Source organism: Butyrivibrio sp. YAB3001 (assembly GCF_900112195.1).
Lineage (GTDB): Bacteria > Bacillota > Clostridia > Lachnospirales > Lachnospiraceae > Butyrivibrio.
The window spans coordinates 1-17,402 of record NZ_FOKR01000014.1 but is presented as its reverse complement, the minus strand read 5'-3'; the positions used below and the strand labels follow the sequence as shown (position 1 = coordinate 17,402).

The following is a 17,402-nucleotide window of genomic DNA, read 5'->3' as shown; positions in this document are numbered from 1 at the left end:
AAGAAGGCTCATAGTTCCTGTTTGTGATTCTGTTTTCTCTGCCATTGCTCCAGGAGCTTAATGATGGTGTCCTCCATCTGCTTCGGAGTATATGACTTTGGAAAGTACTTCTTCAGTACTTCATTCTTGATGGTTACTCTGTCCAGATCTGACTTCTTTTCTTCAGACATGATGGCGCAGAGGGCTTCTTTCGTACAAAGGCCAGCCTGCTGCATCTTCTTCATACGCTGTGCCTGAGAGAGTGATGGAATAGCCTGGGCATAATCCATGGCGTAGAGAAGATTCTTCTGATTCTCTTTCGTAAGATAAGAGATCTCAACAGCTGGATTTAATCCCAACTTTTTGTCATCAACCATATCCAGTAGTTCAGGTACAAGCTCAGTTAATCTGACTATTCTCATAACCTGTCTTTCGCTTGTATTGGCCTCTTGAGCAATTTTTGTTTTTGCCCAATTGGACTTTGTGCCAACTTGGCACAAAGTATTTTCCGGAAACTTAACCGGTATCACTCGATCAGTTCGCTCACCCTGATGCTTAATTGCATCCATCTTCATCTTGAAGGCAAAAGCTCTTTCACTGGGAAGTATCTCCTCTCTGGAAAGGTTCGAATCTACCATTAAAATGACAGCTGCATCATCATCAAGATTCCTGACAATAGCAGGCATAGTCTTAAGACCAGCCAACTCACAGGCATGATGCCTTCTGTGTCCGGATACAATCTCATATCCACCTTCTTCTCTTGGCCTGACTATAGCAGGAGTCAGTACGCCAAACTTTTCAATACTCTCCACAGTCTTTTGCATGTCCTCGTTGTCCAATACTTTAAATGGATGATCCTTAAAGGGGTAAAGATCTGCTATGGCTATTTCCTGGACTTTTTCTCCTTTTCCAACTGATTCTTTTCTCGACTCTTCCGTAGAAAAGATATCATCGTAGCTGGCTAAGCTGATGTTGGCGCCTCTTTTCCCCATCAGATAACACCTCCTTCGTCAGATTCTTGTAAGCTGCTGCCACTTTTCCACCCGGATCATGAGTAAAGATGCTCTTTCCTTCGGCAGATATTTCAGCAGCTCTTACAGAATGAGGAATGTCTGAATCAAATACTCTGATCTTACTTCCATAAGTTTCCCTGATAAGCTCACTTATCATCCTAGCATCGGTAGTCCTGGCATCCACCATGGTTAGCAGAATTCCTTCAATCTTAAGCTTGGGATTGATTTGTCTTTTAACCTTTGATATTGTTCCAAGAAGCTGTTCCAAACCCTTGGCAGAAAGATACTGAGCCTGCACCGGAATAAGACAGTTATCCGCTGCACATAAGGCATTTACAGTGAGCATTCCAAGGCTTGGTGAACAATCAATCAGAATGTGGTCGTACTGTTTGTTCACAGTATCGATATACTGCTTTAATACCTTTTCCCTGCTAATCACATTGGCAAGGGACATTTCAGTTCCGGCAAGTTCGATATTCGCAGGCATGAGATCTACGCCCTCAGGATGGGATAAAATTCCTTCTCTGTTCCCAATTGGCTGTTCATTCAGAATCCTATCTATCATTGTTGAAATAGTCGGATACAGTTCGTCGGATCTGGGATACCCAAGACTAATGGTCAGACTTGACTGCGGATCAAGGTCTATGAGAAGGACCTTTTTCCCTTCCTTAGCGAGCCCAACGCCAAGATTTTCTGTAGAACAAGTCTTCCCAGTTCCTCCCTTTTGGTTGACTATTGCTGTTACGTTCGCTCTGTGTGACACATTTCCACCTCCTAAATCAGCCCGTTTGCCATATCATTGTTTACAAGGGACTGATAGTAATTGTTGATTGTCATCGGTGCATTGTAGAGTGCCGCCAAGACATACTGCTTGATATTGCGGACTTTGGTACTATTCTCTTTCAGCCCTGTAAGCACATATTCAATGTGGTTACTCTCCAGCTTCATGAATGCACTTCGTACTACTGCAGCAGGCTTATCATCACCTGCAATGCGGATGATAGCTCTTTTACTACAAACAGTATCCAGAATCAGTTCAAAAATTTCCTCTATCATGTCTCTGTCCATTGGATTGTTCTTCAGAAGGTTTTCATAGGAAAGCTGCTGGTAAAAATACTCTCTGTAGCTTTCCCTCTCATCCATCTCGTCTGATAAGAAAGGATCAGTATTACTCAAATAAGTATTATTAATCTCAGTCTTATTAGTTAGTGATTTTCGAGGTTCTTGAAGAGTGATTTTCACTGTTCCAGAGTAGTGATTTTCACTATTCTGGTTTAGTGATATCCGAGGCTGAATGAAATTCTTCACATAAATTCTGTTTGGTTTTCCAAGGCCCTGTCTCTTTTTCTCGATAAGTCCGATGGATTCCAGTTCTGATAGGAGTTTTTGTGCCTTTTGATCAGCACACCCAAGCGCCGCTTCTATTGCTTCCACTGTGCAATAAACAAATATTCTTCCCTGCTCATCAATCCACTTGTTCTTGGTAGAAAGGCTAACCCTGTCAAGGAGCAGCCCATACAGCGTTTTGGCATCCGAAGAGATTCCCTTAAACCTCAGATCTGTATAAAGAAGCTTTGGAACCTTGTAGAATGCGAACTGTTCCGACTGCTCGCTGTAAAAGTAGTCGAAGTTCATAGATTACCACCCGTATGCCAAGCTAACCAAATCTCTTAAGTCATTCAGATCTTTTTCCGGATTCGGAATAATATCATGAGATAGTGGTCTGTCCCTGAATGGATTGACATTCTTTCCATACTTACATTTGGCATAGAGACAGGTTCTAAACTTCCAATCAGGCTGATAACACTCACATTCCTGACAGCATTTGGGAACTGTCATCTCCCCTGTGGGTATTTCTTCCATGAATCGCCTGAGCCTTTTGAACTTCACGTACTCTTCATCTGACATTTCACGTTGCATACATGTTTACCCCTTCCTTTCCTAAGATCCTTTTTGTGCACCATCCGATGCATGGGGAGCCATTCTTGTAAGGGCATCCGTCGCATGGCGTTGGTACCATGCGCGGACGCTCCAAAAGATAGTAGCAATTCATTTTGCCAAGCCTACACCCCATCCTATCGTTATCCCAGAAAAAACAATTACTGCAATCCCCCGGCTTGTCTCCTGAATATCTTGCGTCTACCATCAGAGTGCTTCTCCTCCCTTAGCTTTTGATTTAGGATCTTTCAGCTTTTCGCCTTTCTCATTGATGATTGAGGCATTCTTAACTTTCTCCCCAAGTTCCTTGAGAACCGATGGTTTCTCACCAATGTCCTCACCGTCCTTCTCAGCCGCTTCCTTTGCAGCCTGTCTCTCCTCATAGTGAAAAGCCAGCTCGAAGATACCGTCCTTACTGTCATAGTGATAAACGTTATCTGTGAGCTTATCTTCAGGACTAACCTCAGAAGCATTTACCTGCTCAACCATATCCTGGAGATTTCGGTAATCGGCCATTCCGTCATCTGCAATAAGGATGACCTCATGTCGTGAGCTTGGAAGTACGAAGAAATCGCCATCGAGCTTTTCGGAAGCATCCTTAAGGAACTCGGGATAAGCAAGGATTCCGGCACCGTTCACCTTGTCCTCAGTAGATGCCACAAAGATGATGTCTTTACCGTCACGCTTAAGACCTTCTGCGAACATATCGAACATGTCCACGCCCATCATTTCTCTGAGGGTGTCAGTCATGGTCTTGATCACTGCAGGACGATAGTTGGGAGCATTGGCAATAGCATCCTCATGAAGCTGATCTGCGGTGATGCCGTAGTTCTCCAACATATTGTTGGTAACTGTAATGGACTGCATCTCGCCGTTTGCGTGAACATCGAGAACGAAGCGGTAATAAACTGCCATGTCCTCAAGGTCTTTGTGAGGGATGTTCTCAAGGAAAGTTTCATTGCCCTTCTTGGAAATAACTTCCACAGACAGCTTGTTCTTCATCTGCTCATAATCAGTGAGCACTGCTGTGTTAACCTCCGGAGCATTGTCTAACGATCTTGCAGCCAGGTCTGCAATTCCATGACGGATTTCTGAGTAATCCCTTCCTTTCTCGTAGTCATCATAGAAGGTCTCGATATTGAAGTTGATTCCGATCTGACCATCAGCAGGCTTGATTGTCATGGCCTCATACTCGACGTTTGCCTTGTTGGTGTGGGTGAAACCAATCTCAACATTTTCATAGCCTCTTGTGTAAAGAGACTCCTTGAGATCCTCCGCCAGCACTCCCTTGAACTCATCAAAAGTCATGTGATCCATAAGCTTGTTTCCTCTCTTTCTTTGAAATGGATTTTTGAGTAAAGAAATAGGACATCCACTTCTGTTTTTTGATCACAAAAGTAAATGTCCTATGTAAAAATCTCCCCCAAAGTTGGGGTAAATTTCTGACTCAAAAAATAACGATTTTTTTCCATTTTTTGAGCCGAATTTATGGTTTTCCCTTGTTTCGTTGTAAGTTTTCCCTGGTCATTCAAGAGACCCAAAACCGCGTAAATACTAGGGTTTGCCCTGCTTTAGTAATATTATGAAACTTCCGTCCTCACCACCAACCCTCTCAGAAGCCTTTTCCATGAAATCCTGATAAGCAATTACTCCTGCTCCGTGGACATTTCCCTCTACAGAAGCAACAAAGATCTGTTCCTGCTCAGGTGGAATATTAAGGCCAAGCATTTCAAGATCCTCAACTCCCATCTGCTTAGCAAGGACCTGTGCCATTCCCTCGATCACTATAGGCTTAACCTCCGGAGCATGAATCAACGCGTCGGCATGAAGCTGCTCAGCTGTGATTCCGTACTGCTCAAGCATCTGGTTTGTTACCAGGATTGAACCTCTTTCTGATGAAGTTGTGTTCACCTCAAAGCGGTAAACAACAGCCATATCCTCCATATTCTTGTGAGGCACAGTCTCAAGAAGTGCAGCATTTCTCTCAGCAGAAACAACTTCCATCGTCAGTGTTTCCTTCATCTTGCTGTAATCCTTGAAAGAGTCGATATCAAAGTCAGGTCTGCTGTTAAGTGCGCTCTCCGCAAGCTCAGCAGCCTTTGAAGTAATGACATCAATATCGATTCCCTTTTCGTACTGCTGGTAAAGAGCTGTAGCATTGATGTTAACACCAATGATGCTGTCCTCAGGCTTAACAGTAAGTGCCTCATAGGAGGAATTCATCTTCTCCATTGTCCTGGCCTCGACCTCAACCTCCATTCCATACTTGGAATACATGATCTCCTTCACGCTGGAAGCAAGTTCCTCTTTGAATTGTTCAAAATCCATACATTTCCCTTTCTTCTTTGTTTTTTGGACATTACAAAAGCGCCACCCCGGTAGGAATACCGGAAGCAGCGCTTCACAACAGTTATTCTTTTGCAAAAGAAAAACCAAAGAATGAATCGATTTTGTTCTCTCGTTCATTCCTTGGCTCATTATAATAATATCATGCCCAAAATCGCATGGAAACTACCATTTGGGTGTCATTTAGGTGCCACTTGGGTGACATTTGGGGACGCTTTTTCAATTGGTAAATTATGCGCCAACCACATTAGTCATTTCTTCATTTGCATTTCTATCTTCAAAAAGCTTCCTGATCCGTTCTTCCTGCTCTTTTTCAGACTGCTTTTCTTCTTTCTCAAGAAGTGCTTCGTGAATAGTCTCAAGTTCTTTATCAATGCTGTCCATGAGTTTATCCCATTCCTTTATGCTCATCTCCTGGCTGCCTATCCGAATCTTGATCTCAGTTTCATTATTGATATGTAACCCCCCAGGGGGCTTGAAAGTCCCGGTCCTAACATGATAACCTTGGCTCTGAAGTGAGGTTTAAAAACTATGGAGAAAATAAATATAGCCGGACACGAACTTACCTCCGGCAAGACGATAAAAGATCATATACATGTCGGCGGAACTGAGATACACATTCCCCACATCATCATCTGCGGAGAAAAGCCGGGCAAAACCGTACTAGTTACAGCAGGTATCCATAATGCGGAATATGTCGGCATTCAGGCAGCTATTGAGCTCTCTAATGAGATTTCTCCCAAAGACCTTTCAGGAAATCTTATCATCATCCCATTAGCCAACAGGTCAGGTTTTGAAAACAGAACCATGTCCCTTGTTTATGAGGATGGCAAGAATCTCAACAGAGTCTTCCCGGGAGACAAGGATGGTTCAGCCGCGGATCGCCTGGCTAGCCTTCTGTTTGATGTTTTTATCAAAAACGCTGATGCTTACATTGACCTGCATAGCGGAGACGGATACGAGACTCTTATCCCCTACGCATACTACGTGGGAGCTTCTCCTGCCAGTGATATTGCAAAAAAGATGGTGGACTGCGTCAACGCCTCCTACTGCGTAAAGAGTACCTGTACCACCGAAGGCGCCTACAACACAGCATCCATGGCCGGAATCCCCAGTGTTCTAATAGAGCGCGGTCAGTTAAGCCTGCTTCCAAAGGATGAGGTACAGGCAGACAAAGAGGATGTGCTGAACATTTTGAAATTCCTTGGTCTTATTGAAGGAGAGTACAAGACATATCCCAAGACAGAACTCAGAGAATTCAGCGACGATGCCCCATTCACCGGCTGCTGGTATCCGGAGAAAAAGGTGGGAGAGAAATTTTCAAAAGGTGATAAATTTGGTGAGATAAGGGATTACTTTGGAAGGCCCCTTCACACAGCCATTGCCGATACTGACGGAGTTCTGATCCACCAGTGCTCATCTCTTAGCATAATAAAGAATGGTCCCATGGTGACCTACGGAGTAATACAAAAACAGGATGCATGTTGAATGCATCCTGTTTTTGTATTACCTTTTAACGTATGTGAATGTTGAAGCTATCTCTTTGCTGTCATAGATTCCGGGAATTCCTTCCGCCAGCGGAGTTCTTGTAACGGCCATATACACACCCTTTTTCTCCACTGAGAAGAATATCCTGCCTTCCTCATCTGTGTTCAGGATTCTCTCAAAATACTCTTTTCCATCATAGAACACAACAACTACCGTGGATCCCTTAAGCGGGAATTTGTCGTGAATAAGCTTTAAATGAAGTACGTCGGTGTCTGCTTCCCAGGGATCGGGAACGAAACTTACTCTGGACTCATGGATAAATTCGGGAGTTCCCTTCTTATCTCCAACAGTTATGTTTGTCACATATATCTGAGGATAGTTCTTGGCATCAAGAATATCAGGATATGTCCTTCTGTCACCCTCGTAATACACGTCTTTTTCATCTCTTACATAATTGTTGTCATAGATACACATAAGGGTGTAAATGCCCTCAGAAACTGGCGTAAAGCGAAGCTCATAATAGTCTCCCTGCTCATCGCCCGGACCCTTTACCGGTGTTATTGCTATTCTGTTTCCTTTTTCATCTGTGGCGAAGGCTCTTATCTCATCAAGACGAAAGAATCCGTCCGGCCTCATGTGATGTCCCCACCTCATTATTCCGCAGACTTCTTCCCCCGGCTCATATACACTCTTGTCAGTGATTATCCAGGCTTCGTGGCCATATACCATCATATCTGTAGTATCAATTCCTCTTCTCATCTCAAACTCCATTCATATTATTAGACTATTGCTTTCTGAGCCTTTACCAGAAACATCCTGTCAGGCATATAAAACTGGTCTTTCTCGCTATAGAGTCTATCTCCCGCTCCAAGATCAGTAACTATATTTTCATAACCGATTTTTTCAAGACAAGCCTTGTCCCACTCCGGTCTGTCCAAAGTGCTGATAGATAACATGTGGTAAATATCGTGGCACTCCTCTACCATGGCGTCGGTCACATTTTTGTGGGCAAGGTTCTGCATCTGATCATAGTGATGAAATCCCTTTGCATACTCCGCATCATACACAAGCAGCATTCCTCCCGGCTTTAACACTCTGTGCCACTCCATGTAGGCTTCCACCGGATGCGGAAGTGTCCATACAAGATTTCTATTTATCACCAGATCAAAAGAGCTATCGGCAAAATCCAGTTTCTCGGCGTCCATAACCATAAGGCGCGCCTTTGCTCCATGGCGCGAAAGCAGCTCTTTTCCCTTATCTATCATCTCAGGCGTAAGATCCACACCGGTCACGTCAAAATCAAAATCCGACAACACCATTTCGAAAAAGCCTGCTCCGCATCCAACATCCAGAACAGACAGCTTATCATCAGCTGAAAAGTGCCTTAAAAACTCCGCCTGCCACAGCTGTTTTTTCCTGCTGTGTATCTCCTCGTGTTTGTGCTCGCTAAAGCTCTCAGCTCTTTTGGACCAGTAGGTCACTACTTTATCTTTGATATCTTCAGCTTCCTCCTCAAAAGGAATCTGCATAAGTTTAGTCATATTACTACGTATACCCCAATTATCTTTCTAAAAGTTTGTTACTCAATAAGATTATCAAGCAGTTCTTTTGTGTACTCATGTTGCGGATTTCCAAGGACTCTGCCGGTCTCTCCCTCTTCCACGCACTCTCCGTTTTTCATTACCATTATCCTGTCGCACAGCATGCTCACCAGAGCAATGTCGTGGGAGACAAATATGATAGACACCCCTTCTTTTTCACGCAGCTGCTGCAAAAGAGCTACTACCTGGGCCTGAGTTGTAACATCCAGCGCACTTGTTGCCTCGTCGCACAAAAGAATACCGGCATCAGAACAAAGTGCCCTTGCAATTGACATTCGCTGGCACTGTCCTCCGGACATGTTGCCTGCCTTTTTCTCCAAAAGACTCTCATCAAGCCCGACAGCCTCAAGGATTCGTGACAGTTTTTCATGGCCACAGCCCTTTGCAGCTTCCACAACGGCTTTTTTCATCTTCATTCTTGGGTCAAAAGACATCTGGGCATCCTGAAATATCATCTGCAGAAAGGTTCCAGTAAAGGCCGGCGACTTACCTGTATACTCTGTTCCCTTATAATAAAGATTTCCACTATCAGGCTTTTCCAGGCAGCTGACATGACGAAGAAGAGTACTCTTTCCGCTTCCGCTCTCGCCTACGATTCCAAGAATCTCTCCATTTTTCAGGAAGAAACTCACATCCTTTAAAGCCTGTAATTTTTTACCTTTATCAACGTAGCTTTTATTTAGATTTTTTCCTTCTAAAATTATATCTGAATCCGGCATATCAGCTCACCTTCAGTCTTGGTACGGCCTTCAAGAGATTTTTTGTGTACTCGTTTTGTGGATTCTCCAGGATCTCTTTTGCAGGGCCATACTCAAGCATCCTGCCACTTTTCATGATTCCAATGTAATCAGCCATTTTAGATGCGATACCCAAATGGTGGGTAACCATCAAAATAGTAGTACCCTTTAGTTTGTTGATCTCAAGAAGCTGCTCCACAACCATCCCTGCAGTCTTAACATCCAGGGCGCTTGTAACTTCATCGCATAATAAAATCCCCGGCTCCAAGAGCATTGTTGTGGCAATGGCCATACGCTGGTTCATGCCTCCTGACAGCTCATAAGGCCTTGATGCAAGCGCTCTTTTAGCATCATTAAGTCCCAGAATTTGGAGTGTCTTCTCAACTTCATCTATTTTAAAGTCGATGTTATTACTTTTTAGCGCCTCCATTATCTGTGCCTTGTAAGTCCTTATGGGATTAAAAGATCCGCCGGGATTCTGAGGCACAATGCCAAGTAAAATGTCTTTTGGAGTCTCTATACTTCCGCATGTTTTAGTCACGCCTCCAAAGCCATGAATAGCCTTAAGAAGCGTAGATTTACCGCTTCCGCTCTCGCCGACGATACAGACTCTTTTACCTGCTTCCACTTCAAAAGAGATATCATTTATAACACTCTCATCGCCATAGCCGGCAGAGAGATTGTTTATCCTAAGTATTGTATCCATGCTTAATCCTCATCTCTATATTCCATGACGCAGTCCCCAAGATAGTTAAATACTATGATGGTGACTATGGTAGCAATTGCCGGATACAGCACAGCCCAAGGTGCTATTTGTATATATGCCCTGGACTCATTGATCATTGACCCCCACTCAGCAGTGGGTGGCACAACTCCAAGCCCCAAAAAAGACAGGCCCGAGATACCTATCATGGTGGTTCCTATCTGTGTAAGGGCATTTGTAAGAAGTGGTGCTATTATATTGGGAAGTATGTGGGCCATCATTATAGCCGGCCCACTCTTTCCTGCCAGTTTTGCAGCTTGCACGTAGGGGCAATTCTTTATGGCAAAAGTATGACTCCGTGCAAGTCTGGCAAACCCGGTCCACATAGTTATTCCCAGCGCAATCATGGCACTTGAAAGTCCTCCTCCAAGAATGCCCGCAACCGCGATGGCTACTACCATCTGAGGAAATGCCAGCATAATATCGGCAATCCTCATCATAATTTCATCCAATATTCCGCCATAATATCCGCTAAGGATTCCAATAATGCTTCCCAGGATAAAAGAAATCGCAACCAGTATAAATGTAGCTGCTATAGTTGTCCTTGCTCCGTATAAAACTCTTGAAAACACGCATCTTCCCAGGTTATCTGTTCCAAACAGAAATTCCCCGGACGGAGCTGACCTTATGGCTGATGCGCTTGTTGCATATGGATCATTAGGTGCAATAACACTTGCGAAAAGAGCTATAAGCACCAAAAGCAGTGCAACACCTGCAGATATTATTACTTTTATTCTGTTAATCTTTTTCCGTTTATGGTTCATTAAAAAGACCTCGGATCCAAAAGCCTGTAGGTAATATCAACTATCAGATTTATAACAACATAGATTGTTCCCATAATAAGCACAAAGCCCATGATCACAGGGTAGTCCCTGGCTGTTATGGAATCCATCACAAGTTTGCCGATACCCGGCCATCTGAATATATTCTCAATAACAACACTGCCTCCCATCAGGGTTCCGATCTGAAGGCCGATTATTGTAAGTATGTGTCCAAGGCTGTTTCTAAGGACATTGTTGATAAGAATAAATCTGCCCTTTACCTTTCTGGACTTCATTCCCACAACATACTCTTCTCCAAGCTGATCCAGGAGTTCACTCCTAACCTGTCTTGTAAACCTTCCTGCCATGGGTATCGCCAGAGAAAGTGCAGGGAGCATAAGTCCTTTGATGCTTCCATCTGCAATTACGGGAAAGACCTTGATATGTATGCAAAACAGATACATCAAAAGTACTGATATCAGGAAATTCGGAAGAGAATTACCTATAAATGAAAAGAGCCTAACAATATGGTCTACCAATTTTCCTTTTTTAACCGCTGACCATATCCCCAGTGGAAAAGAGATTATAAGCGCCAAAAGCAGACTGGTTAAAGCCAGTCCACATGTGTTCTTAAGCCCTTTTATCAGTTTTGGCGCGACCGGAAGATCATCCTTAAAGGAAACGCCAAAATCTCCCCTAAGAACGTTTCTTAGCCAGTCTGCATATCTAACGATAAAGGGGCGGAGGAGGCCAAGCCTCTCCCGCTCCGCTTGCAGTATTTCTTTTGTGACCACCACACCCTGGGAGGTGAGTCTCTTTTCCGCAGGGTCACCGGGAGCCAGATACATTATGCCAAACACAAGAAAGCTCAGCACTAAAAGTATCAGGGCAAGTCCCAGGATCCTTTTAAGTATTTGTTTAGCCATTAATGTCAGTCTCTGCGTCTACTCCATAGAAATCGAAAGGAACATACTCAGCAAATCCGCTTACGCCCTTACGAAGAACTGTAGTGTTATTGAAAAGTCCAACATATCCAAATGCATTGTCATCTATAGCAATCTGAACGATCTTGTTGGCAAGCTCTGCTCTCTTTGCAGTATCTGTCTCAATTCTGAGCTGCTCAATCATGCTCTGGCATTCAGCACTCTCAAATCCACCTACATTGTAGTAAGCTCCGTCTGCAAGAGTTGAGTCGATGAAGTAAAGAGGATCACCTGACTTATCAGCGATCATGCAGTAAAGAGCAAGATCAAAGTCAGCGTTTGCAATGTAAGTAGCATCCGGATCTTCCTCAACTCTAAGTGTTGAATCAATACCAACAGCCTTAAGCTGTTCCTGGATCAGAATTGCAAGAGTATCAAGAGATCTTGCTGCATAGTATGCAATGCTGATGCTGAGCTTATTACCATCCTTCTCGTAGATGCCGTCAGCTCCAAGTGTATAACCATCGGCCTCCAAAAGCTCTTTTGCCTTGGCAGTATCTACTGCAGGAACATTTACCTTGCCATAAGCAGCTGATGTTGAGAATGGTCCAACTGCTGCAGATACTGTACCAGAAAGGTACTCTGCGATCTTGTCCTTATCAACAGTGAGATTGATCGCTTCTCTCACAGAATCATCAAGTGTATTCTCATTGAGAATGTAGTACTGAAGACGTGCACCGGGAATTGAAACTACATCGTACAGGTCAGGGCTCTGGTTATAGACCTCAAGAGCTGCAGATGAAACGCTGTTGTAGCAGTCGATCTCGCCGCTCTGCATAGCAAGGAGCTTGGGATCATCCTCCTGCATGTAGTAGAATACAGCGCCGTCAAGCTTGACATCACCGCCCCAGTAGTTCTCATTCTTTACAACCGTAACATCACCCTCAGGTATAAACTCTTTTACAACAAACGGGCCTGTGCATACAGGCGCATTGTCAAAATCTGTTGTTGCATCAAGATCTATCATTCCGCACTCAGGGCTTGCCAGATCGTTCTTAAGAGTTGGATAAACTTCCTTTGTATCGATAACGATTGTCTTGTCATCTGTAGCAGTCATTTCAAAATCGCCCAAATAAGCAAATCTGCTGTTCTCTGCAGCAAGACGCTGAAGGTTTCTGATTACCATATCAGCTGTAAGAGGGTTTCCGTTTGAGAACTGAACACCATCATTAAGTGTAACAGTCCATGTGCTTCCATCTGCAACTGCGTCCTTAGCAAGGCATGGAACAGCGCTCATGGTCTCGTCGAGCTTAAACAGTGCCTCTGAAACTCCATAAATGGATGTGTACCATCCATAATATTCCTTGTGCACATCAAGACTTGGATAAGCAAAAGATGCTGCAGTGTGAAGAATCTTTTCACCTGTAGCTGTAGCCTGACTTGCGTCAGCTGTCTGATCATCAGATGTTGTCGCCTGTGTATCAGCAGATGCCTCAGATTCTGTTGTCTGAGTTTCTGTTGTCTGAGTTCCTGCACCGGAACCACAGGCTGCCATTGATAATGTCATGGTTGCAGCAAGAAGTGCTGCTAGAAATTTTTTCTTCATAATATAGTATCCTCCACTGTGCTTAAATTACCTCACACAATGGAAAGGATAGCATTGTGAAATCCACTCCACAAGCCCCCTGGGGGGTTATCGCTACGCTGATTATAGTTTTTTTCAATGACTTAAATTATACGCCAACCACAGTGGTTATTTCTTCATTTGTGTTTCTATCTTCAAAAAGCTTTCTGATCCGTTCTTCCTGCTCTTTTTCAGACTGCTTTTCTTCTTTCTCCATAAGTGCTTCGTGAATAGTCTCAAGTTCTTTATCAATGCTGTCCATGAGCTTATCCCACTCCTTTATGCTCATCTCCTGGCTGCCTATCCGGATCTTTATCTCAGTTTCATTATTGATAAGCTTATAGAACAGTTCTGTCCTGAATGCATTTATCTGCTCTGCCAGTGTAGCTTTATCTACCTCCGGCTCTTTCTCAGCATCTGGTGTTTCTGATTCTGCAGCAGCTTCCTCTGCAGTCTCAGCTTTCTCTTCTTCTATCTCTATGCGTTTCCTGGTGCAATGATTATACTCATGGATAGCACGCATTATAGCGTTTAGATCCTCGGGCGTAAACATACTCGCTGCTTTAGAGAGAGTATCAATGTTGTCCACGTTGACATGAAGGCTTCCACCACTAGGAAGGGCAATCTTAAGGACCTTATCCTTTTCATACATATTTCCGAGCGTTATGGCATTTTGCTTGTAATCACAGACAAAAGTAACTCCTTTGTACTGTATGACTCCATCCTTCTCCAGAAAGCTGTATGGACATTTTTTCTCAGTTTCAGCCTGTAGCTTCTGTCCAAAGCTTTCAGTCTCACTTATGACGGGAGTTGTCTCTTTTCCAGCTGCAGATCCTAATGGTCTTGTTAAATAATCATTTGCTATCGCTGCTATACCCATGATTGCCTCCAGATAACAAAAAACGTGCCCTTTCAAGGATGTTCATTCCATTGAAAAGACACGCATTTCCGTTGCTATCTTTTATATCGGCAATATTCTTTAAATGTTTATGGGTATGATTAGATTAACTTCGGATATAATCGACAATACACTTTTTCTGCGCCATACAAAAATAGCTCATTTTACACGAAAAAGCGAATAATTATTCAATCATTTGTCACTAATGAGAGTGTCAAGTTAAGTGTGTAAGTTTTTTTATTTTGTTAAAATCGGTGACCGTAAGATCACCGATTTTTAACGTTATGAATGGTAAAACGGTATTACTTTGATACCCTTGTTTTAATGTCTTCAATGATGGTTAAGGCTTTATTTTCTATGCGGATAATCTCATTTTCATCAAGGTCTGCATCCGGAAGATGATCGACAATAAATCCAGCTACTTTAAGCGATAAATTCGCGAAAATTCTATCGCAAACAGCAAACGAAGATCCTTCGATTATGGCGATGACATCTGATAATTCAAGCTTTTTCAAAACCAACTGTATGAGCAGATCATCAGCCTGAACCATAGAACCTAACAGTTCTGTATTGCTAGAATAAGGCTGTTTGTTGGCATTCTGTAATTGCCAGTTTTTGATTATTCGCTTTAGTAAGGTATTTCTATCCAATAGCTCATCGATAGATACATCGAAGTATTCAGATAAAGTGCAAAGCATTTCTATATCCGGGATAGCATTTCCACTTTCCCATTTTGAAATAGTGCTCTCTGAAACTCCTATGTCATTTGCCAAAATCGCCTGTGTTATGTTACGGGATTTTCTCAGCTCTCTTATCCTATCTTTTAAAACATCCTCAACCATATGAATACCTCTCATAAATCAAGTATAACCTACATGCTTAAGTGTTTCACTTGATTCGTATTCATTTTTCTTGCATCAAAGTTAATATTTTTCGTAACGCATAGCCATATCATTAGTTCCTTCAATTCATATCGCATCAATCCATCTCAATTGTGTCAACAATGCTGACACTTTTACAACTTGATTACTTATTTTTTATAATCTACAAGTATTCCCACTAATTATTCAGATATAAACGGCTATCTCATTTATTCTGCTACCATTCTCAAAATAGTAATATAGGCATTACAATCCCCTATATACTTCGCCGACTATCCTGTAATATTACTACTTCAACAACTGTCTTTTACACGCCTACAGCCAACCTCTTCTCCAATCCAAAAAAGAGAGAAGATAATAATTGCAATTACCCCATTTGTTTTATTAAAGAAAACCCAAAAAAACCATGGAATAGTGCCAAATGAAAAAAAATTGTTAATTATAATATGATATGGTCTTATTATGATTGTAATTAAAATAGATGCAGTTACTGCAAGCAAAAACCTTTCGATAGCTTTACCAGATAAATATCGTCCAGTTCTTACACCTACTACGTATGTAATAATAGCAAAACACGGAACAATAACTGTAACCATAAAAAGCAAATCTAGCATATACTGCAGCCATTCTGGCAAAAAAGGCAATAATGTTTCCCAAACAATAAGAGATGTCAAAAATATAAATAATGGTCTTAGTTCTTTTTTCATGCTCTGGACTCCGCGATTTAAATCATATCAATCCATATAAATAATTTTTAATATCAAAGCATCACAAAAGGAAGGCTAGCATTTAGAGTGCCTGTTAACTCACTATTAATAGTAACTTATATGTGACTATCTTTGCTGTTATCGGCTATAATGCTCCATTCCCCTAGGGAAAAAGCTCAAACTGCAATATATAGGTCTAAATATCTTTTACCATATATCCGCACGTAAACGGAAAGAAATCAAACTTCTTTGTTCCGGTATGCACAGCTCCATTCTGCTCGTACCATTTTCTAAGCAGTTGATTCTCTTCAACAATTCCTATGTTAATAAGCTTACATCCTTGATTTCTTGCTGTTTCATATGCATGTTCCAATAATCTCTTGCCAATTCCACCGTGTCTATATTCAGGAATAACTGCAAGGTTATTGAGCTCACATTCATTATTATCCTGCATGAGCAAAGCGTAGTAGCCACATATAGCGCCATCTTGTTCATAAACAAACATTCTACGAGGCTCATTATCCATTTGCCAATACAAGCGCTCTTCTGTAGTCGCAAATGCAGTGAATCTTGGAGCATTATCTAAAGTAAATCCAAATTCATCAGCTACAGTTTTGAAGCTATTTCTTATAATATCTACACATACAGGAACATCGTCCCTTTCAACTTCTCTAATCATTTTTTTTATTCCTCATCGTGCATTTAACTGGAATTCAAAGGTTTTTATCCGGAGATATCGCCGTACAACTCCCGCTGAATTCTTGTTGCCTCCTCGGAAAATGAAATCGTATGCCAATAATCCTTGACAGCAATCTCAATCACCTTAATTGGCTTTACCGGTGTTCTGGAAAGCCATTCCCATTCATCGACAAGTTCAAAGGAATCCGACGGCAGAACATATACATAGCCTTTTCCGTTTGGATTAATGGCCCCGTAGCGCAGGTAGCTTATGATCCCGTCAGAATCAAATGATAATTTTCCCTCAGGACAGTCCGGGTAGAAGCGAAACGGCAGTGCAAAAGGAATTACTTCCTCCATCGTTGTTGCCGCGTAAATCCCCACTTGGGCTTCAGCCTCACATTGTCCGTTCGCCTGTCGCGGCATCAGGATGTCAAATAAATACTGGCTGCCGTGGTATAACACCTTTGGTTTCTCCTTCATAGACAACCTCCACACTTTGCTTTGATTCTGCGTTCGTTAAAACTGTAATTGTTGTTCCTTAACTCACTTTTTTTATTGGTTAAGGAGCAAAAACCAAATTTGCTGTAATATATCCTAAGCTGATAAAACTGGAATATTCATTTCACCATTTTGTGTCTTCACAAGATTCTGAACGCTCCTTAAGCCAATTCCATAATTTATTGTACTTTTCTTCCCCATAATTCTTCCGTTATCAATCCTTATATTTCCTTCTAATGGATCTTTATCTCACGTTTAAAAAGGGGCTTTCGCATAACAAATATTTGTAATTATATGTCCAATCATACATCCTACTACATGCAGTATTATATCATCTATATCTGCGCTTCCAGTACATAGAAAATATTGAGCAAGTTCAATAACTACTGAAAAGAGCATCCCTGCTGCTATGACAAATACAAATTTTTTACAATTAGTCACTAAAGGTAATCCTATTCCAAACGGCAAAAAACAAACAATATTACCAACCAGATTCTCTAATGCCCATAAATCTGTTATATGTTCAAACTGATCAATTATCGTGCGTAGAGGCACAATATTATA

At 42.2% G+C, this 17,402-nt stretch carries 21 protein-coding genes; 1 reads left to right on the top strand and 20 read right to left on the bottom strand.

Features of this window, described 5'->3' with window-relative positions; genetic code table 11:
- Nucleotides 1–8: 8 nt before the first annotated feature.
- The 7 genes from BM086_RS14125 to BM086_RS14090 all read right to left on the bottom strand — a co-directional run bounded on the left by BM086_RS14125 (nucleotide 9) and on the right by BM086_RS14090 (nucleotide 5,687).
- Nucleotides 9–971 (bottom strand): ParB/RepB/Spo0J family partition protein, encoded by a 963-nt coding sequence (locus tag BM086_RS14125; RefSeq protein ID WP_092327903.1) that lies wholly within the window; start codon nucleotides 969–971, stop codon nucleotides 9–11.
- A complete protein-coding gene (locus BM086_RS14120) occupies nucleotides 928–1,755 on the bottom strand; it encodes a ParA family protein (protein ID WP_092327900.1) in 828 nt (275 codons plus the stop codon). The genes BM086_RS14125 and BM086_RS14120 overlap by 44 nt, the downstream gene beginning before the upstream one ends.
- Nucleotides 1,756–1,766: 11 nt before the next feature.
- A complete protein-coding gene (locus BM086_RS14115; RefSeq protein WP_092327897.1) occupies nucleotides 1,767–2,627 on the bottom strand; it encodes a DUF6017 domain-containing protein in 861 nt (286 codons plus the stop codon).
- A gap of 3 nt (nucleotides 2,628–2,630) precedes the next feature.
- Complete coding sequence (locus BM086_RS14110; protein WP_092327894.1) at nucleotides 2,631–2,912, bottom strand: hypothetical protein; 282 nt, start codon at nucleotides 2,910–2,912, stop codon at nucleotides 2,631–2,633.
- Nucleotides 2,913–3,137: 225 nt separating this feature from the next.
- Entirely contained in the window at nucleotides 3,138–4,247 is a 1,110-nt protein-coding gene (locus BM086_RS14100) for a DUF5688 family protein (protein ID WP_092327888.1), read from the bottom strand.
- A gap of 237 nt (nucleotides 4,248–4,484) precedes the next feature.
- Nucleotides 4,485–5,258, bottom strand: coding sequence for a DUF5688 family protein (locus tag BM086_RS14095; RefSeq protein WP_092327885.1), 774 nt, complete (start codon nucleotides 5,256–5,258; stop codon nucleotides 4,485–4,487).
- A 249-nt stretch (nucleotides 5,259–5,507) separates the two neighbouring features.
- On the bottom strand, nucleotides 5,508–5,687 hold the full coding sequence (locus BM086_RS14090; RefSeq protein ID WP_029319344.1) for a hypothetical protein: 180 nt from the start codon (nucleotides 5,685–5,687) through the stop codon (nucleotides 5,508–5,510).
- Nucleotides 5,688–5,807: 120 nt separating this feature from the next.
- On the opposite strand from BM086_RS14090, the gene BM086_RS14085 reads away from it, so the two are divergent.
- Nucleotides 5,808–6,764, top strand: coding sequence for a succinylglutamate desuccinylase/aspartoacylase family protein (locus BM086_RS14085; protein ID WP_022779916.1), 957 nt, complete (start codon nucleotides 5,808–5,810; stop codon nucleotides 6,762–6,764).
- Between the two features lie 18 nt (nucleotides 6,765–6,782).
- Here the strand turns inward: BM086_RS14085 and BM086_RS14080 are convergent, their stop codons facing one another.
- The 13 genes from BM086_RS14080 to BM086_RS14020 form a co-directional block, all read right to left on the bottom strand.
- A complete protein-coding gene (locus BM086_RS14080; protein WP_022770374.1) occupies nucleotides 6,783–7,523 on the bottom strand; it encodes a DUF4198 domain-containing protein in 741 nt (246 codons plus the stop codon).
- Nucleotides 7,524–7,543: 20 nt separating this feature from the next.
- Entirely contained in the window at nucleotides 7,544–8,305 is a 762-nt protein-coding gene (locus BM086_RS14075) for a class I SAM-dependent methyltransferase (protein WP_022770373.1), read from the bottom strand.
- Between the two features lie 38 nt (nucleotides 8,306–8,343).
- The gene (locus BM086_RS14070; protein ID WP_022779914.1) at nucleotides 8,344–9,084 is read right to left on the bottom strand and encodes an ABC transporter ATP-binding protein; all 741 of its coding nucleotides are present in this window, start codon (nucleotides 9,082–9,084) and stop codon (nucleotides 8,344–8,346) included.
- Between the two features lies 1 nt (nucleotide 9,085).
- Complete coding sequence (locus tag BM086_RS14065; protein WP_026519960.1) at nucleotides 9,086–9,808, bottom strand: ATP-binding cassette domain-containing protein; 723 nt, start codon at nucleotides 9,806–9,808, stop codon at nucleotides 9,086–9,088.
- 2 nt (nucleotides 9,809–9,810) lie between these two features.
- Nucleotides 9,811–10,629 (bottom strand): ABC transporter permease, encoded by an 819-nt coding sequence (locus tag BM086_RS14060; RefSeq protein WP_022779912.1) that lies wholly within the window; start codon nucleotides 10,627–10,629, stop codon nucleotides 9,811–9,813.
- Nucleotides 10,629–11,552 (bottom strand): ABC transporter permease, encoded by a 924-nt coding sequence (locus tag BM086_RS14055; protein ID WP_026499101.1) that lies wholly within the window; start codon nucleotides 11,550–11,552, stop codon nucleotides 10,629–10,631. Before BM086_RS14055 ends, BM086_RS14060 begins: the two co-directional genes overlap by 1 nt.
- On the bottom strand, nucleotides 11,545–13,155 hold the full coding sequence (locus BM086_RS14050; protein WP_092327882.1) for an ABC transporter substrate-binding protein: 1,611 nt from the start codon (nucleotides 13,153–13,155) through the stop codon (nucleotides 11,545–11,547). The genes BM086_RS14055 and BM086_RS14050 overlap by 8 nt, the downstream gene beginning before the upstream one ends.
- 127 nt (nucleotides 13,156–13,282) lie before the next feature.
- Nucleotides 13,283–14,053, bottom strand: coding sequence for a hypothetical protein (locus tag BM086_RS14045; protein WP_092327879.1), 771 nt, complete (start codon nucleotides 14,051–14,053; stop codon nucleotides 13,283–13,285).
- A 320-nt stretch (nucleotides 14,054–14,373) separates the two neighbouring features.
- The gene (locus tag BM086_RS14040; protein ID WP_092327876.1) at nucleotides 14,374–14,913 is read right to left on the bottom strand and encodes a helix-turn-helix domain-containing protein; all 540 of its coding nucleotides are present in this window, start codon (nucleotides 14,911–14,913) and stop codon (nucleotides 14,374–14,376) included.
- 332 nt (nucleotides 14,914–15,245) lie between these two features.
- Nucleotides 15,246–15,659 (bottom strand): hypothetical protein, encoded by a 414-nt coding sequence (locus BM086_RS14035; RefSeq protein ID WP_092327873.1) that lies wholly within the window; start codon nucleotides 15,657–15,659, stop codon nucleotides 15,246–15,248.
- A 196-nt stretch (nucleotides 15,660–15,855) separates the two neighbouring features.
- Nucleotides 15,856–16,338 (bottom strand): GNAT family N-acetyltransferase, encoded by a 483-nt coding sequence (locus BM086_RS14030; protein WP_092327871.1) that lies wholly within the window; start codon nucleotides 16,336–16,338, stop codon nucleotides 15,856–15,858.
- A gap of 44 nt (nucleotides 16,339–16,382) precedes the next feature.
- Nucleotides 16,383–16,820 carry a hypothetical protein gene (locus BM086_RS14025; protein ID WP_092327868.1) on the bottom strand — a complete coding sequence of 146 codons (438 nt, stop codon included), beginning with the start codon at nucleotides 16,818–16,820 and terminating at the stop codon, nucleotides 16,383–16,385.
- Nucleotides 16,821–17,093: 273 nt separating this feature from the next.
- Nucleotides 17,094–17,402: VanZ family protein (locus BM086_RS14020; RefSeq protein ID WP_141107756.1), on the bottom strand; the 309-nt coding region annotated here is incomplete at its 5' end.